Origin of the sequence: Dactylosporangium sp. CS-047395, assembly GCF_050942185.1 — a bacterium.
GTDB lineage: Bacteria > Actinomycetota > Actinomycetes > Mycobacteriales > Micromonosporaceae > Dactylosporangium.
This window is the reverse complement of the sequence record NZ_CP192015.1, coordinates 174,774-199,604: the sequence shown is the minus strand read 5'-3', so window position 1 is coordinate 199,604 and position 24,831 is coordinate 174,774. Positions and strand designations below refer to the sequence as shown.

General features: G+C 70.3%; 22 protein-coding genes. 6 read left to right on the top strand and 16 right to left on the bottom strand.

The features are described from left to right. Nucleotides 1–177: 177 nt before the first annotated feature. From ACQP00_RS00940 to mqnC, 3 genes are all read right to left on the bottom strand, one after another. Nucleotides 178–1,461 (bottom strand): geranylgeranyl reductase family protein, encoded by a 1,284-nt coding sequence (locus ACQP00_RS00940; RefSeq protein ID WP_433212926.1) that lies wholly within the window; start codon nt 1,459–1,461, stop codon nt 178–180. 587 nt (nt 1,462–2,048) lie between these two features. Beyond that, a complete protein-coding gene (locus ACQP00_RS00935; protein ID WP_433212923.1) occupies nt 2,049–2,741 on the bottom strand; it encodes a demethylmenaquinone methyltransferase in 693 nt (230 codons plus the stop codon). Beyond that, nucleotides 2,738–3,973, bottom strand: coding sequence for a cyclic dehypoxanthinyl futalosine synthase (gene mqnC, locus ACQP00_RS00930; RefSeq protein ID WP_433212920.1), 1,236 nt, complete (start codon nt 3,971–3,973; stop codon nt 2,738–2,740). Before mqnC ends, ACQP00_RS00935 begins: the two co-directional genes overlap by 4 nt. Before the next feature lie 215 nt (nt 3,974–4,188). On the opposite strand from mqnC, the gene ACQP00_RS00925 reads away from it, so the two are divergent. After that, a complete protein-coding gene (locus ACQP00_RS00925) occupies nt 4,189–5,142 on the top strand; it encodes an aldo/keto reductase (protein ID WP_433223606.1) in 954 nt (317 codons plus the stop codon). Here ACQP00_RS00925 and ACQP00_RS00920 read toward each other — a convergent pair. The 7 genes from ACQP00_RS00920 to paaA are packed head-to-tail and all read right to left on the bottom strand — an operon-like array spanning nt 5,128 to nt 10,020. Then, on the bottom strand, nt 5,128–5,811 hold the full coding sequence (locus ACQP00_RS00920; RefSeq protein WP_433212917.1) for an anti-sigma factor: 684 nt from the start codon (nt 5,809–5,811) through the stop codon (nt 5,128–5,130). The two genes, ACQP00_RS00925 and ACQP00_RS00920, sit on opposite strands and share 15 nt — an antisense overlap. Continuing rightward, entirely contained in the window at nt 5,811–6,419 is a 609-nt protein-coding gene (locus tag ACQP00_RS00915) for a sigma-70 family RNA polymerase sigma factor (RefSeq protein ID WP_433212914.1), read from the bottom strand. Before ACQP00_RS00915 ends, ACQP00_RS00920 begins: the two co-directional genes overlap by 1 nt. A 46-nt stretch (nt 6,420–6,465) precedes the next feature. Further along, a complete protein-coding gene (paaE, locus tag ACQP00_RS00910) occupies nt 6,466–7,584 on the bottom strand; it encodes a 1,2-phenylacetyl-CoA epoxidase subunit PaaE (protein WP_433212911.1) in 1,119 nt (372 codons plus the stop codon). Nucleotides 7,585–7,588: 4 nt separating this feature from the next. Continuing rightward, the gene (gene paaD / locus ACQP00_RS00905) at nt 7,589–8,050 is read right to left on the bottom strand and encodes a 1,2-phenylacetyl-CoA epoxidase subunit PaaD (protein WP_433223604.1); all 462 of its coding nucleotides are present in this window, start codon (nt 8,048–8,050) and stop codon (nt 7,589–7,591) included. Continuing rightward, on the bottom strand, nt 8,044–8,742 hold the full coding sequence (paaC, locus tag ACQP00_RS00900; RefSeq protein ID WP_433212908.1) for a 1,2-phenylacetyl-CoA epoxidase subunit PaaC: 699 nt from the start codon (nt 8,740–8,742) through the stop codon (nt 8,044–8,046). The genes paaD and paaC overlap by 7 nt, the downstream gene beginning before the upstream one ends. Further along, nucleotides 8,739–9,017 carry a 1,2-phenylacetyl-CoA epoxidase subunit PaaB gene (gene paaB / locus ACQP00_RS00895; protein WP_433212905.1) on the bottom strand — a complete coding sequence of 93 codons (279 nt, stop codon included), beginning with the start codon at nt 9,015–9,017 and terminating at the stop codon, nt 8,739–8,741. Before paaB ends, paaC begins: the two co-directional genes overlap by 4 nt. After that, nucleotides 9,010–10,020: a 1,2-phenylacetyl-CoA epoxidase subunit PaaA gene (paaA, locus tag ACQP00_RS00890; protein WP_433212902.1), complete on the bottom strand. Its 1,011-nt coding sequence runs from the start codon at nt 10,018–10,020 to the stop codon at nt 9,010–9,012. Before paaA ends, paaB begins: the two co-directional genes overlap by 8 nt. A 247-nt stretch (nt 10,021–10,267) precedes the next feature. On the opposite strand from paaA, the gene ACQP00_RS00885 reads away from it, so the two are divergent. Continuing rightward, on the top strand, nt 10,268–11,146 hold the full coding sequence (locus ACQP00_RS00885) for a hypothetical protein (protein ID WP_433212899.1): 879 nt from the start codon (nt 10,268–10,270) through the stop codon (nt 11,144–11,146). Nucleotides 11,147–11,185: 39 nt separating this feature from the next. Here the strand turns inward: ACQP00_RS00885 and ACQP00_RS00880 are convergent, their stop codons facing one another. Further along, on the bottom strand, nt 11,186–11,962 hold the full coding sequence (locus tag ACQP00_RS00880; RefSeq protein WP_433212896.1) for a VOC family protein: 777 nt from the start codon (nt 11,960–11,962) through the stop codon (nt 11,186–11,188). Nucleotides 11,963–12,010: 48 nt separating this feature from the next. After that, nucleotides 12,011–12,874, bottom strand: coding sequence for a hypothetical protein (locus tag ACQP00_RS00875; protein ID WP_433212893.1), 864 nt, complete (start codon nt 12,872–12,874; stop codon nt 12,011–12,013). A gap of 74 nt (nt 12,875–12,948) precedes the next feature. Here ACQP00_RS00875 and ACQP00_RS00870 point away from each other — a divergent pair, with 74 nt between their 5' ends. Further along, complete coding sequence (locus ACQP00_RS00870; protein ID WP_433212890.1) at nt 12,949–13,797, top strand: menaquinone biosynthetic enzyme MqnA/MqnD family protein; 849 nt, start codon at nt 12,949–12,951, stop codon at nt 13,795–13,797. A 111-nt stretch (nt 13,798–13,908) separates the two neighbouring features. Here the strand turns inward: ACQP00_RS00870 and ACQP00_RS00865 are convergent, their stop codons facing one another. Continuing rightward, nucleotides 13,909–14,466, bottom strand: a complete 558-nt coding sequence (locus tag ACQP00_RS00865; RefSeq protein WP_433212887.1) for a Uma2 family endonuclease — start codon at nt 14,464–14,466, stop codon at nt 13,909–13,911. A 288-nt stretch (nt 14,467–14,754) separates the two neighbouring features. Between ACQP00_RS00865 and ACQP00_RS00860 the strand changes: the two genes are divergently transcribed. Together ACQP00_RS00860 and ACQP00_RS00855 are read left to right on the top strand one after the other, a co-directional pair. Beyond that, entirely contained in the window at nt 14,755–16,659 is a 1,905-nt protein-coding gene (locus ACQP00_RS00860; RefSeq protein ID WP_433212884.1) for a HelD family protein, read from the top strand. Nucleotides 16,660–16,713: 54 nt separating this feature from the next. Continuing rightward, a complete protein-coding gene (locus ACQP00_RS00855) occupies nt 16,714–17,466 on the top strand; it encodes a VOC family protein (protein ID WP_433212881.1) in 753 nt (250 codons plus the stop codon). Here ACQP00_RS00855 and ACQP00_RS00850 read toward each other — a convergent pair. From ACQP00_RS00850 to mqnE, 3 genes are all read right to left on the bottom strand, one after another. After that, nucleotides 17,444–18,514 carry a M14 family metallopeptidase gene (locus ACQP00_RS00850; RefSeq protein WP_433212878.1) on the bottom strand — a complete coding sequence of 357 codons (1,071 nt, stop codon included), beginning with the start codon at nt 18,512–18,514 and terminating at the stop codon, nt 17,444–17,446. The genes ACQP00_RS00855 and ACQP00_RS00850 overlap by 23 nt on opposite strands. A 241-nt stretch (nt 18,515–18,755) precedes the next feature. Next, nucleotides 18,756–19,037, bottom strand: coding sequence for a DUF4229 domain-containing protein (locus tag ACQP00_RS00845; RefSeq protein ID WP_433212875.1), 282 nt, complete (start codon nt 19,035–19,037; stop codon nt 18,756–18,758). Between the two features lie 18 nt (nt 19,038–19,055). Then, nucleotides 19,056–20,225, bottom strand: a complete 1,170-nt coding sequence (gene mqnE / locus ACQP00_RS00840) for an aminofutalosine synthase MqnE (RefSeq protein WP_433212872.1) — start codon at nt 20,223–20,225, stop codon at nt 19,056–19,058. Between the two features lie 336 nt (nt 20,226–20,561). On the opposite strand from mqnE, the gene ACQP00_RS00835 reads away from it, so the two are divergent. Next, nucleotides 20,562–21,986, top strand: a complete 1,425-nt coding sequence (locus ACQP00_RS00835; RefSeq protein WP_433212869.1) for an NlpC/P60 family protein — start codon at nt 20,562–20,564, stop codon at nt 21,984–21,986. The last annotated feature ends 2,845 nt before the right edge of the window (nt 21,987–24,831 follow it).

Sequence of the window (24,831 nt, the reverse complement as noted above, 5' to 3'; positions counted from 1 at the left end):
TATGCGGTTTAACACTATTCGGTGATGCCTGGACGGCTTCGTCCGGGGCACCCCAAATGCGGCCTTGGCCAGCATGTTTGGGGCTGTGGTGGTGCAGTGGGGCGGGTGTTGTTCCGGATTTTGCTCAGGTTTTGCTCAGGCTTACCGGGCCGGTGCGTTGCGGCACCGGCCTTCTTGCTAGGCGGCCGGAGCCAGCCTGGTCATAGCGTTGATCACGCGGTCCATCGCGTCTCCACCTCGCGGGTCCGTGAGGTTGGCGAGGAGCTTCAGCACGAACCGCATGAGGGTCGGGTGGGGCATGCCGTGCTTGGTGGCGATCCGCATGACCTGCGGATTGCCGATGAGCTTCACGAACACGTTCCCGAGCCGGTAGTACCCGCCGTAGCGGGCCTTGAGCTCGGTCGGGTAGTTGGCGAGCACCCGCTCGCGCGCGGTGCCCTGCGGGCGGGCCAGCGCCTGGACGGCGATCTCCGCCGCCAGCTCGCCGGACTCCATGGCGTAGGCGATCCCCTCGCCGTTGAAGGGGTTGACCATGCCGCCGGTGTCGCCGACGAGGAGCACACCCCGGGTGTAGTGCGGCACCCGGTTGAAGCCCATCGGCAGCGCGGCGCCCTGGGCCTTGCCGTCGGCGTTGGCCGGGTCGGACAGGCCCCAGTCGGCCGGGGTGTTGTCCAGCCAGTCGGCCAGCAGGTTCTTGTAGTTCGTCTTGCCGTAGGCGACGCTGCTGTTGAGCACGCCCAGGCCGACGTTCACGCGGCCGTCGCCGAGGCCGAAGATCCAGCCGTAGCCCGGCAGCAGCTTGTCGCCCGACTCCCGGCTGCGCAGCTCCAGCCACGACTCCAGGTAGTCGTCGTCGTGCCGCGTCTCGCTGCGGAAGTATTGCCGGACGGCCACGCCCATCGGCCGGTCGTCCCGCTTGGCGATGCCGAGGGCCAGGGCGAAGCGTCCGGACACGCCGTCGGCCGCGATGACCAGCGGGGCACGGTATTCGCGCGGCTCCTGGTCGGGCCCGGTGGCGGTGACGCCGACCACGCGGCCGGTGCGGTCGAGGATCGGCCCGGTGACCGTCGTGCCGCTGCGCAGCTCGGCGCCGGCGTCGGTCGCCGCGGTGGCCAGCATGTGGTCGAAGTCCATGCGGGTGCGGGTCAGCCCGTAGTCCGGGAAGCTCGCGAGATCGGGCCAGTCCAGCTCCAGCCGGACGCCGCCACCGATGACGCGCAGGCCGCGGTTGCGCAGCCAGCCCTTCTCCTCGGTGGTGTCGATGCCCATCTTGATCAGCTGCTTGACCGCGCGCGGGGTCAGGCCGTCGCCGCACACCTTCTCGCGCGGGAACTCGGTCTTCTCCAGCAGCAGCACCTTGTGCCCGTGCCGGGCGAGGTGGAACGCCGCGGACGATCCGCCCGGCCCGGCGCCGACGACGATGACATCCGCATCTTTCCCGGTGTCGGTCACAGCCGTCATACCTCCCTGCCCGTACAGTTTCCCGTTCAGTTTCCCGCTCGGTTCCTGTTACTTCGCGGTCACTTCTGCGCTCGTGAAAGTCTTCACAAAGTCGTCCGTGGTGCAGTCTAGAACCGTGAAGTGCACGGCTGTCGGTAAGGCGACCCTAATTTTTCACCCGCCCGGGTGGGCGCGCGACCGGACGGCCCGACGCGCTTTCGTGATCACTATCTAGCCTGTACCACGACGGTCTGCATCGGACGGTCTTTCTGGCAGCGGGGTTGGACCGTTCGATGTCCTGAAAAGCGGAGGGGGAGCTTCGCTCCACCCACACCCCCTCAAAAGCGCAGCGGGTCCTGGCCGCCGCAAGAGCGCAGCGAGTGCTGGCCTCAAGAGCGCAGCGGGTCCTAGCCGCCGCGAGAGGTCAAGAGCGCAGCGGATGGGCGCCCTGGCAGCGGGGTTGGACCGTCGAATGTCCTGAAAAGCGGAGGGGGAGCTTCGCTCCACCCACACCCCCTCAAAACCGCAGCGGGTCCTAGCCGCCGCAAGAGCGCAGCGAGTGCTGGCGTCAAGAGCGCAGCGGGTCCTAGCTGCCGCGAGAGCCCAGCTCAGATGCGGAAGCCGCGGTGGAGGGCTACGACGCCGCCGGTCAGGTTGCGCCAGGCGACCTTGCGCCAGCCGTTGGCGGCGATGCGCGCGGACAGGCCTTCCTGGTCGGGCCAGGCCTTGATGGATTCCGCGAGGTACACGTAGGCGTCCGGGTTGCTCGACACGCGCTTGGCGATCGGTGGGATGGCGCCGACCAGGTAGCCCTGGTAGACGGCGCGGAACGGGCGCCAGGTCGGGGTGGAGAACTCGCAGATGACCAGGCGGCCGCCCGGCTTGGTCACCCGGGCCATCTCGGCCAGGGCGGCGTCGGTGTCGGCGATGTTGCGCAGGGCGAAGGAGATGGTCACCGCGTCGAAGGTGGCGTCGGCGAACGGCAGGTGGAGGGCGTCGGCCGCCAGCAGCGGGACCTCGGGGCGCTTGGCCCGGCCGGCCTGGAGCATGCCGACGGAGATGTCGGCGCCCACCGCGTAGGCGCCCGAGCGGCCCAGCTCCAGGGTCGACACGCCCGTGCCGGCGCCCAGGTCGAGCACGTGCTCGCCCGGCTTGAGGCCGAGGGCCAGCCGGGTCTCGCGGCGCCACATGCGGTCGCGGCCGCCGGAGATGACGGTGTTGGTCAGGTCGTAGCGGCGGGCCACGCCGTCGAACATGGCCGCGACCTCGCGCGAGTCCTTGTCCAGCGAGGCGCGCGTCATGAGGTCACCGGCGTCAGGGGCAGGCTGCGGCCAGTACCGCCGCCGGGGATGGCGATCGACGAGAAGTGCGACTGCACGCGGTCGTCCGTCGGGTCGTCCGCCTCGGTCCAGTGCACCTTCATGTGCCGGTACTGCGTGTCGCGCTGCGCCGGGATGCGGTCCGCGCCGCGGATCATCTCGACCAGCTCGCTCAGCCGCGAGCGGTGCCGGGCGCCGGCGGAGGAGATCACGTTCTCCTCCAGCATGATCGAGCCCAGGTCGTCCACGCCGAGGTGCAGCGAGACCTGCCCGACGTCCTTGCCCGTCGTCAGCCAGGACGACTGCAGGTGCGGGATGTTGTCGAAGAACAGCCGGGCCACCGCCACCAGCCGGAGGTACTCCAGGCTGGTCGCCTGCGTCCGCCCCTTGAGGTGGTTGTTCTCGGGCTGGTAGGTCCACGGGATGAAGGAGCGGAACCCGCCGACGGTGCCGGCGAGGTCGGCCTCCACGGAGTACCCGTTGGCGACGGCCAGGTCCTGCACGTCGCGGATGAGCCGCAGGTGCTCGATGCGCTCGGCGTTGGTCTCGCCGGTGCCCATCATCATCGTCGCGGTCGAGGAGACGCCGAGGCGGTGCGCGATCGCCATGACCTCCAGCCAGCGCTCGCCGGACTCCTTGAGCGGCGCGATCGCCTTGCGCGGCCGCTCGGGCAGCATCTCGGCGCCGGCACCGGCGATCGAGGCCAGGCCCGCCGCCTTGATGCGGGTGATGGCCTCCTCGATCGAGACGCCGGAGACCTTGGCCATGTGCAGCACCTCGGACGGCCCGATCGAGTGGATGACCAGCCCCGGGAACGCCTCGTGGACGGCCGAGAAGAGCTCCTCGTAGTACTCCACGCCGTATTCGGGGTGGTGCCCGCCCTGCAGCATCACCTGGGTGGCACCGAGGTCGACCGCCTCCGCGCAGCGGCGCAGGATCTCGTCGGTGCCGTGGGTCCAGCCCTCGCTGTGCTTCGGCGCCCGGTAGAAGGCGCAGAACTTGCAGGCCGTGACGCACACGTTGGTGTAGTTGATGTTGCGGTCGATGATGTAGGTGACGATGTTGTCCGGGTAGCGGCGGCGGCGCACGGTATCGGCGGCCTCGCCCAGCGCGTGGAAGGGCGCTTCCGTGTAGAGCAGGAGCGCCTCGTCCGGGCCGATCCGCCCGCCGTCGGCGGCACGCTGCAGAATTTCGCTGATCACCGGAGCAGTCACACCCCAGAGACTACCTAAGGCCTGTTTGGTAACTGGGGTAGGTGCTGCGGCGGAGTCCAGATTTCGTCTGCGTGCGCAGCGCGGAGGCCCGGCTACCGGTGTTGTAACCGGGCCTCCGCGATGTGTGCGCAGGCGGAATCTGGGCCCGCCGCAGCCCTGCCTCAGTTACCAAACAGGCCTTAGCTCGCCCGGACCGTCGAGCGGGCGTGCCTAGTATCACGAGAGTGACTGAAATGCGTTACCGGCGCCTCGGGCGCTCAGGACTGACCGTCTCCGTCGTCGGCATCGGCTGCAACCAGTTCGGCCGGATCGACGCCGCGAGCAGCACGGAGGTCGTCGCGGCGGCCCTGGAGCACGGCATCACCCTGTTCGACACGGCCGACATCTACGGCGCCACACCCGGCGCGTCCGAGGAGGCGCTCGGCGCCGCCCTCGGCAAGCACCGCGACGACGTGATCGTGGCCACCAAGTTCGGCATGAACGCCCGCGGACTGCACGGCGCGGACTGGGGCGCCCGCGGGAGCCGCCGCTACATCGTGCGGGCCGCCGAGTCCTCGCTGCGCCGGCTGCAGACCGACCACATCGACCTGTACCAGCTGCACGAACCCGACCCCGCCACCCCGATCGAGGAGACCCTCGCGGCGCTGGACGACCTGGTCCGGTCGGGCAAGGTGCGCTACATCGGCCACTCCAACTTCTCCGGCTGGCAGACGGCCGACGCGGCCTGGACCGCCGAGACCCGGCACCTGACCCCGTTCGTCAGCGCCCAGAACCGCTACTCCCTGCTCGACCGGAGTGTCGAGGCGGAGCTCGTGGCGGCCCTGGAGCGCTTCGGCCTCGGGCTGCTGCCGTTCTTCCCGCTGGAGATGGGGCTGCTGACCGGCAAGTACCGCCGCGGCGACGCCCCGCCGGCCGGCACCCGGCTGGCCCGCGAGGGTATGGAGCGCGTCCTGGCCGGCGCGCCCTGGGACCGGATCGAGGCCCTGGAGGCGTTCGCGAAGGCGCGCGGCATCGACCCGCTGACCGTCGCGATCGGCGGGCTCGCGGCCAAGCCGGCGGTGGCCAGCGTGATCGCCGGCGCGACCAGGGCCGAGCAGGTCGTCGCCAACGTCGCCGCGGCGGCCTGGGAGCCCACCGCGGACGACATGGCCGAGCTAGCCCAGATTTAGCCGGCTGACGATGTCGTGAGGCGTCGTCGATCCGCCCTTCCGCTCCTTGCTCAGGCCGAACACTGGGGCGAGGCCCTTGATGTAGAAGCGGCCGCTGCCCTGTTCCGTGTAGCCGACCGAGCGGGCGCTGGAGTCGACCATCCACAGCTGGTAGGAGCCCGCCGGCTGCTTGAGATTCGACAGCACGGCCACCCCCGCGTCGCGGGACGGGGAGAAGACCATGGTGACCCGGCCGCCCTCGACCTCCTGGCTGACCAGGCGGGCGTCGGCGGCCGCGAGCACCGCGTCGATCTGCGAGCTCTGGCTGGTGTAGTGCTGGCGGGTCAGGGCCCAGGTGCCGCCGCCCACGCCCGCCGCGAACAGCACGGCCGCGGCGGAGGAGGCGACCCAGGTCCGCCACCGGCCCGGCTCCCGGCGCGGAGCGTCCGCCGTCCGCTTCCGCTCCTGTGGGGTGCTCGAGATCTGGGCGAGCACCGAATCCCGCAGGTGCGGTGGCGGTGCCGAGGCGACCGGCCCGGCCAGCCAGGCCGCGGTCTCGCGCAGCTCGGCCACCTCGGCCGAGCATTCCGGGCAGTCGCGCAGGTGCCGTTCGAACGCGGCGCGCTCGAGGTCGTCGACGGCGTCGAGGGCGTACGCGCCGACGAGCGCGTGGATGTCAGCCGTGGTCATCAGACCGTCACCCCCAGGCAGTCGCGCATCCGGATCAGGCCGTCGCGCATGCGGGTCTTGATCGTCGGCAGGGCCGTACCGAGGAGATCGGCGACCTCGCGATAACTGTTGCCGCCGTAGTAGGCCAGCGTGATCGCCTCGCGCTGGAGCTCGGTCAGGCCGTCGAGGCAGCGGCGCACCTGCTGCTGCTCCAGCCGGGCGGTCGCGGCCTCGACCACGTCGTCGTACGGCGTTTCGGCGCTGACTGCGGCGACCCGGCGGACCCGCTCGGCGCCGGCCTGCTCGGAGCGGACCCGGTCGACGGCCCGGCGGTGGGCGATGGTGAAGACCCAGGAAGTGGCCGACCCGCGGGTCGCGTCGAAGCGCCCGGCGGAGCGCCAGACCTCGACCATCACCTCCTGGGCGACCTCCTCGGACTGGGCCGGGTCGCGCAGCACGCGGCGGATCAGGCCGTAGACGCGCGCGGACACCAGGTCGTAGAGCGCGGCGAAGGCCCGCTCGTCGCCGCGGGCCACCCGGGCCAGCAGCTCGTCCGCGTCCGGCGGGCGCTGCGCGGGCGTCGGTACCGCCACGAGCCGCTGCGTCGGCAGCTCCTGTTCCGGTCTCATGTCGCTCATTCGAGGCGCCCCTCTGACCGGATTGGTGTGACGCACGTCATGCGTCGAAGTCGACCACAACCTTGTCGGTGATCGGCATCGCCTGACAGGTCAGGACATATCCGGCAGCGAGCTCGTCGGGCTCGAGCGCGAAGTTGCGCGCCATCTCGACCCGGCCCTCGACCACCTTGGCCCGGCAGGTCGAGCAGACGCCGCCCTTGCACGCGTACGGCAGCTCCGGCCGCGCCCGCAGCGCCGCGTCCAGCACCCGCTCGTCGTGGGCCATGGTGAAGGTGGTCGCGCGCCCGTCGAGCACGATGCCCACCTCGGCCTTGTCCTGGTCGTCGGCCGGAGCCGCGGCCGGACGCGCGACCGGCGGGGCGTCATCGACGTGAAAGAGCTCCGTGTGTACCGCCGAATCGACGACCCCCCGCGCCGACAATGCGACCCGGGCGTCCAGCACCATGCCGTGCGGCCCGCAGAGGAACCACTCGTCGACGGTGCCGGCCGGCAGCAGGGCGTCGAGGACGGCACCGATCCGGGCCTCGTCGAGCCGGCCCGAGAGCAGCGGGGACTCCTGCGCCTCGCGGGAGAGCACGTGCATGACGTGCAGCCGCTCGCGATGGCGGTCCTTGAGGTCGGCCAGCTCCTCGGCGAACATCACCGAGGCGGCGGCGCGGTTGCCGTACACCACGGTCACCCTGCTCTCGGGCTCGGTCTCCAGCGCCGTGGCGGCCAGCGACAGCACGGGCGTGATCCCGGAACCGGCCGCGATCGCCGCGTAATGCCGGGCCCGGCCGGGGTCGAACGCGGTGGTGAAGTGCCCGAGCGGCGGCAGCACGTCGACCTCGTCACCGGGCGCGAGGCCGGACAGCGCATAGGTCGAGAAGGCTCCGCCGACGACCCGCTTGATACCCACCCGCAGCTCGCCCTCGTCGCGCAGGCGCGCGGGGGTGGAGCAGATCGAGTACGAGCGGCGGATCTCCTCCCCCGACTCCCCGTGCCGGCGCACGGTGAGGTGCTGGCCGGCCCGGAACGCGAAGGTCTCGCGCAGCTCGCGGGGCACGTCGAAGGTCACCGCGACGGCATCCTCGGTCAGCCGCTCGACGTCCATGACGGCGAGGCGGTGGAACTGGGGCCGGCGCTTCACGGGCCGCCGGATCTCGGAGACGCTCATACCCTCAGATCGTTTTCACGCGCTCGAACGGTTCACGACACGCCCGGCAGCGCCAGAGCGACTTGCACGCGGTGGCGCCGAACCGGGACAGCTCCTCGGTCTCCGGCGAGCCGCACGCCGGGCAGCGCACGGTCAGGGTCAGGGTCACCGCCGCCCTGGTCGACGGCGGTGCGATGCCCGCCGCGGCCAGCTTGTCGCGGCCCGCCGGGGTGATCCAGTCGGTCGTCCACGGCTCGGCCAGCGTGGTGTCGACGCGCACGTCGGCGTACCCGTCGGCATGCAGCGCGGCGGCGATGTCGGCCCGGATGACGTCCATGGCCGGGCAGCCGGAGTAGGTGGGCGTGATCGTCACCGTCACCCGCCCGTCCCGCTCGGCCACGTCGCGCAGGATGCCCAGCTCCTCGATGGTCACGACGCGCAGCTCCGGGTCGAGCACCGCGCCCGCCGTCGCCCGCGCGCTCACCAGGTCGCCCCGGGGTGTGCGCGGTGCAGCACCTGCATCTCGGCCAGCAGTTTGGAAAGAGCCTCCGTGTGTACTCCCTGACGCCCGCCGGACGGCGCCCACCCGTCAGCGGGCCGCTGGAGCGTCGCCTTCTCCAGGGTCGCCGTAACCTCGGTCAACCAGGCGGCCTTGAGGCTCGCGGCGTCGCCTTCGAAGAGCTCATGGGTGTACGGCCACAGCGCGTCGACCGCCGCCTGCATGCGCCGGTGCGACTCGTCGGTGCCGTCGCCGAGGCGGACGGTCCAGAGCGAGGCGTGCTCGGCGTGGTACTCGGACTCCTTGCGCGCCTTGGCCGCGATCCCCGCCAGCCGCTCGTCGTCGCCGCCGGCCAGCTGCTCGTAGCGCAGCCGCTGGTACACGGCCAGGAAGAGCAGTTTGCCGATGGTCACCGCGAAGTCGCCGTTGTCCAGCTCGACGAGCAGGGCGTTGCGGAACTCGCGGTCGTCGCGGAGGTACGCGAGATCGTCCTCGCTCTTGTGCAGTTCCTCGCCGGCGTAGGTGAGGAACAGGCGCGCCGCGCCCAGCTGGTCGAGGGCGATGTTGGCCAGCGCGATGTCCTCCTCCATCTCGGGCGCGCGGGAGCACCACTCGGCGAGGCGCTGGGCCGCGATGAGGGCGTCGTCGCCGAGTTGGAGGGCGGTGGGCGTGGCGGTCATATGTGCTCCGCGCCTTCCGGGACGGCGTAGAAGGTCGGGTGGCGGTACACCTTGTCGGCGGCCGGCTCGAAGAACGCGTCCTTCTCGTCCGGGCTGCTCGCGGTGATCGCGCTCGCCGGGACGACCCAGATGGAGACGCCCTCCTGCCGGCGGGTGTAGACGTCCCGCGCGTTGCGCAGCGCCATGGCGGCGTCGGGCGCGTGCAGGGACCCGACGTGCTGGTGCGACAGCCCCCGGCGCGGCCTGACGAAGACCTCCCACAGCGGCTCAGACATTGTTCTTCTCCGCGTATTTCCGGGCGGCCTCGCGCACCCACGCACCCTCTTCGTAGGCGCGGCGGCGGTGCTCCATGCGCTGGCGGTTGCAGGGGCCCTCGCCCTTGATGACGCGCATGAGCTCGTCGTAGTCGGGCTGGGTGTACTCGTGCCGCTGCTCTTCCTCGTTCCACCTGAGGTCGGGATCGGGCAGCCGCAGGCCGAGGATCGCGGCCTGTTGCACGCACATGTCGACGAAGCGCTGGCGCAGCTCGTCGTTGGAGAAGCGCTTGATCTTCCAGGCCATCGACCGCTCGGAGTGGGTCGAGTCGCCGTCCGGCGGGCCGAACATCGCCAGCGACGGGTACCACCACCGGTCGATCGCGTCCTGGGCCATCGCCTTCTGCCCCGGGGTGCCGGTGGCCAGCGTGTGCAGGATCTCGTACCCCTGCCGCTGGTGGAACGACTCCTCCTTGCAGATGCGGATCATGGCCCGCGCGTAGGGCCCGTAGGAGCACCGGCACAGCGGCACCTGGTTCACGATCGCCGCGCCGTCCACCAGCCAGCCGATGGCGCCGATGTCCGCCCAGGTCAGCGTGGGGTAGTTGAAGATCGAGCTGTACTTCTGGCGGCCCTCAACCAGCATCTCGACCAGCTCCTCGCGGGAGATGCCGAGCGTCTCGGCCGCCGCGTAGAGGTAAAGCCCGTGCCCCGCCTCGTCCTGCACCTTGGCCAGCAGGATCGCCTTGCGCTTGAGCGAGGGGGCGCGCGAGATCCAGTTGCCCTCGGGCTGCATCCCGATGATCTCCGAGTGCGCGTGCTGGGCGATCTGCCGGATCAGCGTCTTGCGGTACGCGTCGGGCATCCAGTCCCGCGGCTCGATCTTCTGGTCGGCCGCCAGGAGCGCGTCGAAGTACTCGCTCTGGTCGAGTTCTTGACCAAGCGCTCGTTCCGAGTTGGCGCGAAGGTCCCGCTCAGCGCTGTTCACCTGCTCGAGGAGGGGGCCGAAGTCGTTGCCGTACACACGTCCAGTGTTACAGCAACCGACAGTTCCGGCAAGAAGGTGTCACATCACGTCGAGCCAACTACCAGGGACTTTTGAGCGCGTCCAAGCTGCGAGTTCGGCCGTTGGACGGAAGACTGTCCCCGGCAATACCTCACGCCGGGTGAACTTTCCGATCGCTTACGGCGTGTTAACGCAGGGAACATCTGTTCATGACCGGCGGTCGATGGAATCAGGGCGACGGCTGCCAGGGAGGGACCACCGACTCATGCGGAAGCGTGTCGGACTGACCGTGTTCGTGCTGCTCGTGGCGGCGCTGCTCGTCGGCGTACCGTTCGTCTGGGGCAGCGACCTGCTCGGCGTCAGCTCCGATGCCGCCGCGCCCGCGGCCGTGCCCGGCGAGAGCCCGGCGGCCAGCGAGGCCCCGACCCGCAAGGCCGCCCCCGCCGCCCCGACGGCACCTGCCCTGCCCCAGGCCCTCCTGCACCCGGCCAAGGTCACCGTCGACGCCACCGGCTTCTGGTCCTGGACCGTCCTCGACCGCCGCACCGGCGCGATGGCCGGCTCCGACAACGCGAACACCGCCCAGCGCACCGCCTCGATGATCAAGGCTTGGCTGGCCTCGGACTACCTGCGCCGCAACCCCAACCCGAGCAAGTCCAACCTGTCGCAGCTCAGCCTCATGATTCGCAACAGCGACAACAACGCCGCCTCGTACTTCTGGGGCCTGGACGGCAAGTCCGCCAGCATTACCCGCCTCGTGCAGACCTGCGGCTTGACGGACTCGAAGGCGTACATCGACTGGGCGTCCACGCTGGTCTCCGCCCGGGACGCGGCACGGATGGGCGCGTGCATCGGCGACGGCCGCGCGGCCGGCCCGAAGTGGACGGACTGGCTGCTCAACGAGATGCGCAACGTCGCCAAGGACCAGAAGTTCGGCATCACCCCGGCCCTGCCGGCGACCGAGCAGGCGGGCACGGCGGTGAAGAACGGGTGGATCGCCCGCAGCGACGGCAAGTGGCACGTGAACTGCATGGCGATCGGGAACGACTGGGTGCTGAGCGTGCTGACCGTGTACCCGTCCTCGAAGGGGCAGGGGTACGGGGAGAACATCTGCTCGAGCGTCACGAAGCAGCTTCAGGCCTGAGGCGTTTGTCGTCCATGAAATCCTGACCGGGCGGGTGGGTCAGCCCATCAGGGCGCGGAGTTCGGGGACGACCTCGATGGCCAGGATCATGCCGCCGGTGGGGTCGAGGATCGAGCAGGCCTGGCCGATGCCCGCGTCGACCGGGCCGGCCAGGACGCGGCCGCCCAGGTCGGTGGCGCGGGTCATGAAGCCGGCGCAGTCGTCGATCGAGAAAATCGTGCGCCAGTGGTGCGGGGTGCCGGGCGGGTAGTTCGCGTCCATGATGCTCAGGCCGCCCACGACGCGGTTGTTGGAGATCCATTCGTGGTACTCGTGGATCGTGTCCGGGGAGGTGCCCTCCTGGTCGATCCAGCCGAAGACCTTGCCGTAGAAGGCGGCTGAGGCTGGTACGTCGCGGGTCACCACCTCGCTCCAGCAGATCGAGCCCGGTTCGTCGTGGATCTGGGCGCCGGCGAAGCGGATCTTCTGCCAGACGCCGAAGACCGCGCCGGACGGGTCGGCGAAGAGGGCGGCCCGGCCTCGGGTGGCGATGTCCGTGGGGGGCATCAGGACGGTACCGCCGGCTGCTGTGACCTCCTGGGCCGTGGCCTCCGGGTCGTCGACCGCGATGTACGTCAGCCAGGCCGCGCGCTCCGACGGGGTGGGGGCCACGCCCGCCACGATCAGGTCGCGCAGGTGGAACAGGGTGGTGCCGTCCTCGGCCGCGCTCGTGGTCCAGCCGAAGAGGCCGGCGTAGAACGCGGCGGCGGTGGCCGGGGCGGGGCTGGTCAGCACCGACCAGCAGGGGGTGGCGGCGGCATAGCCTCGTACTCGCACCGAGCGAGGATAAACAAAACGTCAGACGTACTAGATCATCTGAAAGGGTCAATGCTGGGTGAGTAGCTGCTTGGTCACTTCGCGGCAGGTCTTGACGCCGTAGTCCTTGCCCAGGGAGCTCGGGTAGTGGGCCATGATCCCGAGGGTCCAGCCGTCGCCGACGGCCATGCAGGCGATGTGCCACTGGCCGTCGTCGCGGGCCAGCCAGCCGTTCTTGATGGCGGTGGTCTTCTGCACGTCGGCCGGCAGGACCTCGATCGGGCCGAAGCGGCCCGGGCCGCGGACGTTGCGCATCTCGTTGAGCAGCCAGTCGGTCCACTTCGGGCCGGCCGCGCGGCCGTCGCCGATGCACTTGGCCAGGCGGGCCACGTCGCGGGCGGACATCTGGGTCAGGCTCCAGGAGTTCTGGGTGCCCTTGGTCTCGGTCAGGCCGCAGAGCGAGATCATGCGCTTGATCGAGTTCAGGTTGCCGTTCTCCACGTGGTACTTGAACGTGTTCTCGGTCTCCGAGTCGCGGATCATGCGGCTCAGCTCGTTCAGCGCGGTGCTGCTGGGCTGCTTCTTGGCCTCGGCCTGGCGGCGCAGCCAGTCCGCGGCCACCCACGCCTTGGCCATCGAGGCGGTGTCGCTCGTCGTGTACGGCGTGCTCCCGTACAGCTTGTCCTCCTTCAAGTCGTAGTAGGCCCACGACCAGAAGCCCTTGACCGTCACGCTGACCGGCTGGGTGGGGGTGAACAGCGGCCCGCTCGGCGCCGGGCTGGGCGCGGCGCTCGCGCTCGGGGCCTCGGCCGGGGTGTCGGAGGCGCCGGCGACCGGCAGGTGGCTGCTGCTGGCCTCGGGCTTGTCGGACGCGGAGCAGCCGGCCGCCGCAAGCACGGCGAGCAGCACGAACGCGGCGAGGGGGCGGCGCATGCGATGAGGGTATCCGCTGTGAGAAACGCCGCCCCGCCCGTGTGGCGCGCCGGCCTTGGGGCACGATGGGTGTTGTGCCTGCACTGCAGCGGCCCCGCGTCGGCCACATCCAGTTCCTGAACTGCCTGCCCATCTACTGGGGCCTGATGCGATCCGGGGCACTGATCGACGTCGACCTGTTCAAGGACTCGCCGGAGCGGCTGAACGCGGCGCTCGTGGCGGGCGATCTGGACATCGGGCCGATCTCGCTGGTGGAGTACCTGCGCAATGCCGAGGACCTGCTCCTGCTGCCCGACCTCGCGGTGGGCAGCGACGGCCCCGTGCTGTCGGTGAACCTGGTCTCGACGGTCCCGCTGGAGCGGCTCGACGGCCGGCGGGTGGCCCTGGGCGCCACGTCGCGGACCGGCGTCATGCTCGCGCAGATGTACCTCGAGTCGCACGTCGGAGTCCGCCCGGAGTACTTCAACAGCCCGCCCGACCTGGCCCGCATGCTCGACGAGGCCGACGCCGCCGTGATCATCGGCGACGTGGCCCTGCGCGCGATGCACGAGGCGCCGCGGCAGGGCTGGCAGGTTACCGACCTCGGACAGGCCTGGCGCACGTGGACCGGGCTGCCGATGGTCTTCGCCGCCTGGGCCGTGCGCCGGGACTTCGCCGCCGCGCACCCGGGCCTGGTCAAGGACGTGCACGAGGCGTTCCTGCGCTCGCGCGAGCTGTGCCTGACCGAGCTGGACGAGGTCGCGGAGGCGGCGGCGCGCTGGGAGAACCTCTCGGCGGCCGACCTGGCCACGTACTTCCGGGCGCTCGACTTCTCGCTCGGCGACCGCCAGGTGGCGGGCGTCCGCGAGTTCGCCCGCCGCGCGGCCGAGCGGGGCGCGGTTCCGCCGCTGCCGCCGGGCGGGCCGGCGTTCTTCCAGGGCTGACCGCTTTGTCGGTTAGCGAACAGTCGGGCGCTCCACACCACGACTTCTCGGACTTATCGCCTGACGAGATCTCCTTCTCGCGCTCCCGCCCTGATGGGCTGACCCGCGAACCTACCGACGGCGCAGCAGCGCGCCGGCCTCGATCTCGATCCGGAACGGGCCATCGGCGATCAACGTCTCGCTGTCCTTGGCGACCGCGTGCTCGACGTAGTGCTGCCCATCGAGCCGAAGCAGCCGCAGCGTAATCGAACCGGTCTCGTCCGGCTCGACCAGCAGATACCACTCAATCCGCGCGGCCGCGTACACCTGCACCTTCAGCACTCGGTCCGTGCCCGCGTTGCCCGGCGAGACGATCTCGCCAACGAGGACCACATCGACGGCGTCGGCTACAGACGCGTTTTGGACGGGCGTGACCACCAGATCCGGAATGAAGATCCGCCCGCTCGCCAGCCGGACATTGATCGCCTCGTAAACCCACAGATTCGCGTCCTCGGCGGGACGATCGATCATGTTGGCCAGTCGTCGCGAGATGTGCTGATGCCGCATGTTCGGTGCTGGGCTCGCCACCAAGCTCCCGTCGAACAGCTCGATTCGCTCTGAGGTCTCGTCGAGAGCGAGATACTCGTCCTCGGTCCACGGACCGACGTGCTCCAGTTCAGCCACGCTCATCCGCACCTCACCTCCCGATCGAACCCTTCCACGAAGGGCGCCACGCGACCATCACATCATCGCGGAAAATCGGTGGCTGTATTAGACAAGTGGCGTAAGGTGATGGGCCGCTTGACGGCCGCGGTTGTGTAGGACCGCAGCGGACGTCCCACGCGCCGGGGAGAGCAAAGCACCGGATACGCGAGCGAGCCGAATGCGACCTCCAAGAGGATCACCGTGCCCGCACTCGAAACCGAGCTCGCCGCCGAGCGAGCGCATCTCGACGCGTCGCGGCGTGCGCTAAAGCGCATGCGTGAGCGTGCCGAAGACCTGTTCGCCACCGGAGATCAGGTGGCCGGCGACCCGTTCGCGGCCGAGACGCTCGGGCGGGCGCTCGCGCGGCGGATCGCCGATCTCGCCGACAACCCCGACACGCCGTTGTTCTTCGGGCGGTTGGATATCGAGGAGCACGAGTACCACGTCGGGCGGCGGCATGTGACCGATGCCGCCGGGGAGCCGATGGTGCTCGATTGGCGCGCGCCCCTCAGCCGGCGGTTCTACCAGGCCAGCGCGGTCGATCCGCAGGACGTCGACGTGCGGCGGCGGTTCGGGTTCGTCAAGGGCGAGCTCACCAGCTTCGAGGACGAGCATCTCAAGAAGGGCGAGGAGCAGGGCACCAGCCAGATCCTGCTCGACGAGATCGAGCGGCCGCGCGTCGGGCCGATGCGCGACATCGTGGCCACCATCCAGCCCGAGCAGGACGCGCTGGTGCGGGCCGAGCTCGACGAGTCGATCTGCGTCCAAGGGGCGCCCGGGACCGGGAAGACCGCGGTCGGGCTGCACCGGGCGGCCTACCTGCTCTATCTGCACCGCGAGCGGCTGCGGCGCGCCGGGGTGCTGATCGTGGGGCCCAACTCGGCGTTCCTGCACTACATCGCCAGCGTGCTGCCCACACTTGGGGAGCTCGAGGTGCGCCAGTCCACGATCGACGGGCTCCTGAGCACGCCGGTCCGGGCGGTCGATTCCGCGGCGGCAGCCGAGATCAAAAACGACGACAAGATGGCTCTGGTACTGCAACGCCGGCTGCTCAGCAAGATCCAGCGGCCCGAGGAGCCGGTGACGGTCTCCGACGGGTCGTATCGCTGGCGGATCTCGGTCGAGCAGGTCCGGCGGATCGTCGACGATGTGCGGCGGGAGGCTCCGCCGTACGGGATCGGGCGCGAGCGGGTCCGGGCGCGGATCGTGAACCTGCTGATGCTGCAGTCCGAGGCGCGGCGCGGGGACTCGCCGAGCGAGGGCTGGCAGCGGCGGATGGGCAAGGCGGCGCCGGTGACCGCGGTGCTCGATCACGTCTGGCCCGCCGTCACGCCCGAGCAGCTGGTGTTCGAGGTTCTCCTGGACCCGGCCGACGAGCTGCTGGACGAGGCCGAGCAGGCGGCCCTGACCTGGGCCAAGCCGCCCAAGTCGGCGAAGTCGGCCCGCTGGAGCGCGGCGGACGCGGTGCTCATCGACGAGGCCGCCGGGCTGATCGACCGGGTGGCGTCGTTCGGGCACGTGGTCGTCGACGAGGCCCAGGATCTGTCGCCGATGCAGGCCCGGGTGATCGCCCGGCGCAGCGAGCACGGCTCCATCACGCTGCTCGGCGACCTGGCGCAGGGCACGGCGCCGTGGGCCGCGCGGGACTGGCGGGTGCTGCTGGCCCACCTGGGCAAGCCCGAGGCGCGGGTGGTGCCGCTGACCACCGGCTTCCGGGTGCCCGCGGCCGTGGTGGCGCTGGCCAACCGGCTGCTGCCGGCCCTCGGGGTCGACGTCCCCGAGGCTCGTTCGCTGCGGACGGATGGCGCGCTCACCGTCAGTACAACTGCGGCGGTTGAATCTTCGGTTGTCGAGGCCGCCCGGGCCGCCCTGGTGTTTCCCGGCTCGGTCGGGATCATCGCCGCCGACGTTTCCGTGGCGGGGCTCGTCGACACGCTGCGCCAGGCCGGCGTCGAGCTGGCCGAAACGCCTGAAAGCGAAGCCCGCGTGACGGTACTGCCGGCAAGCCTGGCCAAGGGCCTCGAGTACGACCACGTCATCGTGGTGGAACCGGCCGATATCGTCGCCGCCGAGCCGCGTGGGCTCAACCGGTTGTTCGTCGTGCTGACCCGTGCCGTTTCGCGGCTCGACGTCCTGCATTCGCACCCCTTGCCAGACGCGCTCCAGGGGCTGTCGTGACGCGGGGCCGGGGTGGCAGGATCGCGGTCTGCACGACGAGCGGAGGACAGGCAAATGCGAGTGCGGGGTTACGCACCGGGCACGCCGTGCTGGGCGGAGCTGGTCAGCCCTGATCCGGCCCGGGCCGAGCGGTTCTACGGGGACCTGTTCGGCTGGAGCCGCAACGACGACGGGCACTTCACGCTGGGTGGGCGGGCTGCGGCCGGCCTGCGCGCCGGGCGCCCGGACCGGAACGCGGCCTGGATGATCTCGATCTCCACCGATGATCCGGCGGGCACCGCGGAGGCGGTCGTCCGCTCCGGGGGCGCCGTGCGCGTTGCGCCGGCCAGCGTGCGCGACCTCGGTACCGCCGCGGTCCTCGCCGATCCCGGCGGAGCACTCTTCGGCACGTGGCTGCGCAGCCGGTTCGGCGGCGCCCAGGTCTCCTTCGAGCCCGGCGCGATCTGCTGGTACGAGCTGGCCACCCACGACCTCGACCGCACCGGCGCCTTCTACAAGGAGGTCTTCGGCTGGCACACGGTCGAGGCCGACAGCGAGGGCCAGCCGTACTTCGAGCTGCACCACCACAACGACACCGTCGGCGGCCTGGTGCCGATCGACGTCCGGTTCCCGCCGGGCGTGCCCGACCACTGGACGGTCTGCTTCATGGTCGAGAACGCGGCCGCCGCATGCGAACGGGCCACCGAGCTCGGCGGCTCGGTGGCCCGTGGTGTCGAACCGGCCTCGGCCGGCTTCTACGCCCGGCTGGCCGATCCGACCGGCGGGCACTTCGCGGTGATCGAGTTCACCGAGGACTGGATGCTGTAGCGCAGAGCTGGGCCTTGCCGATGACCTTGTACGCGCAGTCGGCGTACTCGGCCAGGGTGAGGCTCGCGTCCTTGTTGCGGGCCGTCTGGGCGGTGATGACGCTGGCCGGCGGGTAGAAGCCGCCCTTGCTCGGCGAGTTCGGGTACATCTCGAACGTGAACGCCCAGACGCCCTGCGTGGCCCAGAGCCAGTCGATGATCGAGCCGTCGGTGATGTACAGGCTGCTCGACTGCTCGGCGGTGTAGCCGTTGCTCTTGGCGAACGTGCGGCCGAGGGCGGCGAACGTCTTCTGCGCGTCCGCGCCCAGGCCCGGGGCGGTGGTGTTCATCGTGTACCCGTACGGCCAGAGCACCAGCTCGGAGTAGGTGTGGAAGTCGATGGCCGCCTTGATCTGCTGCACCCCGTTGACCCGCCGACTCAGGACGAAGTCGCGCAGCCGCTGGGTCTCGGTGGCGCTGAACGCTTGCGGGCCGTGATAGGTCTCCGACGACACCACCGGCGACGACCCGTCACAGCAGGCGAACTTGTACGACCAGTTCCGGTTGAGGTCGACGCCCTTGTACCCGCTGCCGACCGGCTGCCGGTTCTTGCGCCAGTTGTGGTACTTCCCGCCGGTGAGGTCGAACTCGCCGCCGTCCGGGTTCATGTCCGGCACGATCCAGATCTCGCGGCTGTCGACGAGCTTGGTGATCCGGCTGTCCTTGCCGTAGCCGTCCGTGAAGAGCTTGACCAGGTACAGCGCCATCTCGACGGTCAGGTGCTCGCGCGCGTGCTGGTGGGCGTCGTAGAGGATCTCCGGCTCGTCCTCGTCCTTGGCCACGTTGTCCGAGATCTTGATCAGCGGCATGTCCCGGCCCTCGTACGACTTGCCGAGGCTGAGCTTCTGCATGATCTTCGGGTGCGCCTTGACCGCCTTGTCGAGCTCGGCCTGCGTCTCGGCGTAGTCGTGGTACCCGGAGTCGGCGGCCGGGAAGCCCTCGGTCTCGGTGCGCACGACCTTGTAGCCGAGCTTGGCGATGCGCATGGCCTCGCCGGGCGTGGCCGTCACCGCGATCGAGTCACCGGCGATGTTGTCGATGCTTGCGCCAGTACCGGCGACGCGGTTTCGATCTTGAAGGTTTTTCGTGCCTTCGACGCGATATTGTCCCGAGTTTTGCGGATAAATCGGACCAGCGTGCGCTGGAGCGGCCGCCGCAGCCACCACTCCGATCACCGCCAGCGCCACCACGAACCTGCGACCCATCAAGCCCCCCTCGAATGGCCGAGCGCCATCCAAGGCTTAAATGGTTTTAGTCCGATTTGGTGGCGCTTTCGCCCCCATCATCATCCCCATTGAGGGCGGCACGCAGGCGATCACGCTTTTCGGTGCGCTTCTCCGCGATGCCCACGGCCTGCACCGAGGCCTGCTCGCGCAGGCCCTTGAGCAGGAAGAACGCGAGGATGGCGGAGACCAGGACCGCGATCATGAGCTTGAGCAGCACGCTGATCTCCAGCGGCAGCACCAGCATCACGAGCGCGGCGACGACGAACAGCCCGAACCGGGCCAGCGTGTACTTCAGAAACGGCGACATGGTGCACCCAGCGTAACGTCAGGCCCAGACCTGCTGGGGCTCGGAGCGGCGCTCCGCCAGCGGGGTCGGCTTGTCGTACTCCTTGACGATCTCGTACTTCGTGTTGCGCTCGACCGGCTGGAAGCCCGCGTCCCAGATGAGGTGCAGCAGGTCCTCGCGGTGCATGGTGTTCGGGGTGCCGTAGCTGTCGGCGTCATGCGTGATCTTGTACTCGACCACCGAGCCGTCCAGGTCGTCCACGCCGAAGTTCAGCGACAGCTGCGCGACCGACAGGCCGTGCATGACCCAGAAGCACTTGACGTGCGGGACGTTGTCGAACATCAGCCGCGACACCGCGAACGTCTTGAGGCTCTCGGCCGGCGAGGCCATCTTGGTGCGGGCCTGCAGCTTGTTGCGGATCTTGCCGTCCGCCGAGTCGACGAAGTCGTGCTGGTAGCGCAGCGGGATGAACACGGTGAAGCCGCCGGTCTCGTCCTGCAGCTCGCGGAGCCGCATGACGTGGTCCACGCGGTGGCGGGGCTCCTCGATGTGGCCGTACAGCATGGTCGACGGCGTCCGCAGCCCCTTGCTGTGCGCGAGGCGGTGGATGCGCGACCAGTCCTCCCAGTGCGTGGCGTGATCCACGATGTGCTGGCGGACCTCCCAGTCGAAGATCTCCGCGCCACCGCCGGTCAGCGACTCCAGGCCGGCGTCGATGAGCTCGTCGAAGATCTCGTCGGCGGGCAGGCCGGAGATCTTCTCGAACCACTGGATCTCGGTCGCGGTGAACGCCTTGAGCTTGACGTTCGGCAGCGCGCTCTTGAGCTCGCGCAGGACCTTCGGGTAGTACTTCCACGGCAGCGTCGGGTGCAGCCCGTTGACGATGTGCAGCTCGGTGAGCTGCTCGTCCTCCATCTCCTTGGCCTTGGCGACGGCCTCGTGGATGCGCATGGTGTACGCGTCCTTCTCGCCCGGTTTGCGCTGGAACGAGCAGTACGCGCAGCTGGCGGAGCAGACGTTCGTCAGGTTCAGGTGCCGGTTGACGTTGAACATCACCCGGTCGCCGTTCTTCTCGGTGCGCACCTGGTGGGCGAGCCCACCCAGCCAGACGAGGTCGTCGCTCTCGTACAGGGCGACGCCGTCCTCGCGGCTCAGCCGCTCACCCGCGGTGACCTTGGCTTCGAGTTCACGCTTCAAACCAGCATCCACGGCTGCCAGCGTACGTCGGGGCTCCCGTTACCCCCGCATTCACCCGCCCCTGACGAACCTGACATTGATCACCACTCGACGCGTGTTGCCTTCGTGCGGTAAGAAAAAGTGTCATGAAACACGGTCGGGCGGCAGACCGACTGATCGATCGGTGACGATCGACCATTGGCGTGGCTATCCGACTGGGGACGGTGGCGGATGAACGGCCTGGTACTGCGGGCGGCGTGTCCGGATTTGGAGTGTGCGGCGGAGCCGATGCCGGCTCTCGTTGCGCCCCGGCCACGGATCCGCTTCCGGCCCTCGCGACCGGTCAAGGCCGCGATCGTGGTGTGCACCATGCTGTGCTCCCTGATCGCGCGGCCGGCGTACGCGGATCCGAGCGGTGACGTTCCCGACACCGGCTCCCGGCCGATCGCCTCGGGCCAGCTCGTCCTGCCCAACGCCACGGGCGCGACGACCGCCCCGCCGGCCACCACCACCGACGCGAACCGCGGCCCCAAGGCCGTCGAGCTCGCCCAGCTCGAGCTGACCGTCGCCCAGCTCGGCGAGAAACGCAACCGGGCCTCGATCGACGTCGACACCGCCCGCAACGCGCTCGCCGACGCCGAGATCAAGCTCACCGAGGCGGGCCAGCGCGTCCAGGAGCAGAAGCAGCGGGCCGACGACGCCGCGGCCGAGGCGTACAAGCGGGCCCAGCAGCTCGGCCCGCTCAACGGCTACGCCAACGACCTGCACCAGTTCGGCCTGCTCGCACCGGGCCTCGGCGGCCAGCCGGGCGGCGAGGAGGCGGCCCGCGACCTGCTGCGCGCCCAGGAGGCCGAGTCGGCCGCGCGCCAGGAGCTGCAGGACGCCCAGACCGCGATGCAGACGGCGACGAACACCTACACGCCGATCGACACCGAGTTCCAGGCGAAGAACACCGAGTACGTCACCATGCGGGCGCAGAACGACCAGCTCGTCCTGCAGCTCGAGGCCGAGCAGGACGCGGCCGAGCAGGCGCTGAGCCCCAATCTGGTCGACAACCCGGTCATCAACGGCATGCAGGCCGACCCGCGGGCCCGCCAGGCCCTGGCCTACGCGATGAGCAAGGTCAACATCTCCTGGTACGTCTGGGGCGACGAGGGCCCCGACACCTTCGACTGCTCCGGCCTGGCCTACTGGGCGTACGGCAAGGTGGGCGTCACCGTCCCGCGCGTCGCCGCCGACATGTACCACGGCACGCACGCCATCCGCCCCACCGTGAACAGCCCGGGCGACCAGCTGCTCCCCGGCGACCTCGTGTACTTCGCCACCAACATGGGCGACTGGCGCTCGATCTACCACATGGGCATCTACATCGGCGGCGGCAAGATGGTCAACGCCCCGACGAGCGGCCAGAAGGTCAAGGTCGCCGAGGTGCGCTGGTCGCGCTTGTTCGGCGCGACCCGGATCTTCGACGCGGTACCGGCCCCGGGTCAGACCACCACCGCCCCGCCGCCGGCCAACCCGGGCAACACCGGGAGCCCGTCGCCGTCGGAGTACGTGTCGCCGACCCCGACCAAGGGCGGCTCCCCGTCGCCGACGACGGTGCCGCCGACCTCGATCCCGCCGTCGCCGTCCTCCTCGCCCTCTTCGTCGCCGTCTTCCTCGCCGACGCCTTCCAAGACGCCGCCCCGTCCTTCGGCCAACCCGCAGTCGTCCTCGCCGGCGGTCGTCGAATCTTCGGCGGCGGCCGGAGCGAGCACGCAGGCCACGACCTCGGCGAGCGCTTCGGGCAACTGACGCTCTTCTGTCGGTTTCGCTTTTGTGGCCGACTCCGATCCAGCACTGCGTGACTCGATGTGGCACCGTGGACCCGTTGACCGACGGACGGGGGAGCCCGTCGGGCACGCAATGATGCCCGCTTCATGGAGGCAGCGATGGACGATCGGGAGACGCGGGACGGCACACGCGGCGAGGCAGCGCGCAGCGCTCCTTCGTTCGGCGACCCGGCCCCGACGAGCGGCGCACCGGCGGACGGCGCTGACCTGCCACCGCTGCCGCCGCCTCCACCGGTGGGCGCATCCCTGCCGGCCGAGGCGTCCGAGGAGGATGTGCCGGATTCGGCCTTCGAACTTCCGCCTACGCCGGTAGCCGGGGCACTGTGGCCTGGTGGCAGCCCGTTTTCTGCTGCCGCTGCTGCCTCTGAGGACGAGGACGACCCGGAGCTGGCGGCGATGATGGCGGCGTTCGGCGACACGTCGGACGCGGCTCCGGCCCCGTCTGAGGTCCCCTCGGTGGCCGCCGTCGAGGATGCCGCTTCCTCTCCCTCTTCGGCTTCTTCGGCTTCTTCCTCGGAGGTCGCGGCTTCGTCTGCCGATGAGTCACCGGCGTTCCAGCTGCCGAGCTTGAGCCCTTCGCCGGACATCTACGGCCCGCGCCCGACCGACCCGACTCCGCCGCCTCCTTCGGCCCCGGAGCCGCGCGCGGCGGACGAGCCCTCGGACGGCCTGGCGCCCCCCTTCGCCCCGACCCCGCTGGACGGCTTCGCCCCAGCAACGGACGAGCCCGACTCTTCGGACATTCCGGGTGCTCCGTCGATCGTCGGCCGGGCGAGTGTGGCGGGCATCACGGCTCCGGAGGGCTCCTACGACCTCGACGAGGTACGCCGCGAGCCCGGCACCTACCGAGCCACCACGTACTCCTCGGACTCCCTTGGGCAATCGACGGGATCGGACGCCTCTGCCTCTTCCTCGAGTTCGGGTTCGGGTTCGGGTTCGGGCGAGCTTCCTGCATTGGGCGAGCCTCCTGCTTCGGCCGAGCTTCCTGCGGACTCACCGTCTTCTCCGCCGGCAGGTGACGAGCCTCCACCGCTCCCCAGTCGGCGGCGTACCCCGCAGAGCCCCCTGGAGTCCTCGTGGGATGCCTTCGCCCGCCCGTGGAAGGCCCCGGAGCCACCGGCCGAGCAGGCGCCCGCGGCTTCGAGCTACGGCGCCCAGTCCTACGACCCCCTGAGCGACCCGGCCCCGTCGTACAGCCCGCCGGCCGACTCAGGCTCGTCATACAACCCGGTCAGCGACGCGGGCTCGTCGTACAACCCGCCCGGTGATTCTGCGCCTTCGTACGGACCTCCGAGCGATGCCGCGCCTTTGTATGGCTCTCCCAGCGATGCCGCGCCTTCGTACGGCTCTCCCAGCGATGCCGCGCCTTCGTATGGTCCGCCTTCGTACGGTTCGCCGAGCGATGCCGCACCTTCGTACGGTCCGCCTTCGTATGGTGCGCCGAGCGAGGCCGCGCCTTCGTATGGTGCGCCGAGCGAGGCCGCGTCTTCGTATGGATCTCCCAGCGACGCCGCACCTTCGTATGGTTCGCCAGGTGAGCCCGCTTTCGAGCAGGCGGGTGGGTCGCCGGCCCCCGCGTACGAGCCGGGTTCCGTCATCCACCCCTTCGCAGCCCAGCGCCCTCCGCACGTCCCCGCGGTCCCCGAGCCCGCCGACGAGCCCGCCTCGCCGTTCCCGCCCTCCGGTGACCCGCTAGCCGACCGTGACAGCGCCGCCGCATCGTTTGCCGGCCTCGGAAGCAGCGACTCGGACGCACCACTCGCCGACGCACCGTCCTCGGGTTACAGCAGCTCAGCTGCACACCTCGGCGATGACATCGACGCCAACGCACCAGTCTCCGGTGGCGCCGGCTCCTACGCGCCAGTCTCCGGCGCACCAGCGTCGGAGACACCATTCGCTAGCTACAGCGACCCAAATGCACCGGCCGCGAACAGCAGCGACTCCGACGCACCCCTCGCGGGCAGCAGCAACTTCGACGCACCGGCCGCAAGCAGCAGCGACTCCGACGCCCCGCTCTCAGGCGCCAGCGGTATCGACGCACCCATCGCGGGCAGCAACGACTCCGACGCCCCCCTCGCGGGCATCGGCGGTTCCGATGCGCCCCTCGTGGGCGGCAGCGACTTCGACGCACCGTTCGCCGGTCGTAGCGGCTCGGACGCACCGGCCGGTGGTGGGTTCGACGCGCCGCTCGCCGGTCGTGATGGCTCGGACGCACCGGCTGGTGGTGGGTCGGATGGCCTGCTCGCCGGGGCCGGGCTGGCCGGTGCCGCAGCTGTCGGCGGTGCTGCGATCGCGGCCGCGCGGGCCAGTGCCTCTGTTCCGGGTCTGCACACGGTGAGCGCCGAGGAAGCGGCGCAGGCGGCTCGTGGGGCCACGCCGACCGTGTACCGGGGTGGCGCCGCGACCAACGACCAACCCTCCCCCGCCGACCAGGTTGGCGCCGGAGCCGATGTCCCCGCGGGTGCCGCCGCCAGTGCGGGTTCCGACGCGCCCGCCGGTTCGTGGGGCACGCAGGCCGACGCGGGCGCCGCCGCTGGACCGGGCGCCGACGCTCCTGGCCGCTCGTGGGATTCCCAGCCCGCCGCCGATGCCGACGTTCCTGGTGGTTCGTGGGGTTCGCAGCCCGCCGCCGGAGCTGAGGTGCCTGGTGGGTCTTGGGGTTCCCAGCCTGCCGCGGGTACCGATGGGCCTGGCGGTTCCTGGAGTTCGCCGCCCGCGGCGGGTCCCGAAGTGGCTGGTGGTTCCTGGGGCTCGCAGTCCAACGCTCCGGCCGATCCGTGGAGCCCGCAGTCCGGTGCCGGGGCCGG

Excerpts from the sequence above, each read along its gene's own strand:
- ACQP00_RS00940 (WP_433212926.1), bottom strand. The coding sequence starts at position 1,461 with ATGACGGCTGTGACCGACACCGGGAAAGATGCGGATGTCATCGTCGTC.
- ACQP00_RS00935 (WP_433212923.1), bottom strand. The coding sequence starts at position 2,741 with ATGACGCGCGCCTCGCTGGACAAGGACTCGCGCGAGGTCGCGGCCATG.
- ACQP00_RS00920 (WP_433212917.1), bottom strand. The coding sequence starts at position 5,811 with ATGACCACGGCTGACATCCACGCGCTCGTCGGCGCGTACGCCCTCGAC.
- ACQP00_RS00915 (WP_433212914.1), bottom strand. The coding sequence starts at position 6,419 with ATGAGACCGGAACAGGAGCTGCCGACGCAGCGGCTCGTGGCGGTACCG.
- paaE (WP_433212911.1), bottom strand. The coding sequence starts at position 7,584 with ATGAGCGTCTCCGAGATCCGGCGGCCCGTGAAGCGCCGGCCCCAGTTC.
- paaC (WP_433212908.1), bottom strand. The coding sequence starts at position 8,742 with ATGACCGCCACGCCCACCGCCCTCCAACTCGGCGACGACGCCCTCATC.
- paaB (WP_433212905.1), bottom strand. The coding sequence starts at position 9,017 with ATGTCTGAGCCGCTGTGGGAGGTCTTCGTCAGGCCGCGCCGGGGGCTG.
- ACQP00_RS00885 (WP_433212899.1), top strand. The coding sequence starts at position 10,268 with ATGCGGAAGCGTGTCGGACTGACCGTGTTCGTGCTGCTCGTGGCGGCG.
- ACQP00_RS00875 (WP_433212893.1), bottom strand. The coding sequence starts at position 12,874 with ATGCGCCGCCCCCTCGCCGCGTTCGTGCTGCTCGCCGTGCTTGCGGCG.
- ACQP00_RS00865 (WP_433212887.1), bottom strand. The coding sequence starts at position 14,466 with ATGAGCGTGGCTGAACTGGAGCACGTCGGTCCGTGGACCGAGGACGAG.
- ACQP00_RS00860 (WP_433212884.1), top strand. The coding sequence starts at position 14,755 with ATGCGTGAGCGTGCCGAAGACCTGTTCGCCACCGGAGATCAGGTGGCC.
- ACQP00_RS00855 (WP_433212881.1), top strand. The coding sequence starts at position 16,714 with ATGCGAGTGCGGGGTTACGCACCGGGCACGCCGTGCTGGGCGGAGCTG.
- ACQP00_RS00845 (WP_433212875.1), bottom strand. The coding sequence starts at position 19,037 with ATGTCGCCGTTTCTGAAGTACACGCTGGCCCGGTTCGGGCTGTTCGTC.
- ACQP00_RS00835 (WP_433212869.1), top strand. The coding sequence starts at position 20,562 with ATGCTGTGCTCCCTGATCGCGCGGCCGGCGTACGCGGATCCGAGCGGT.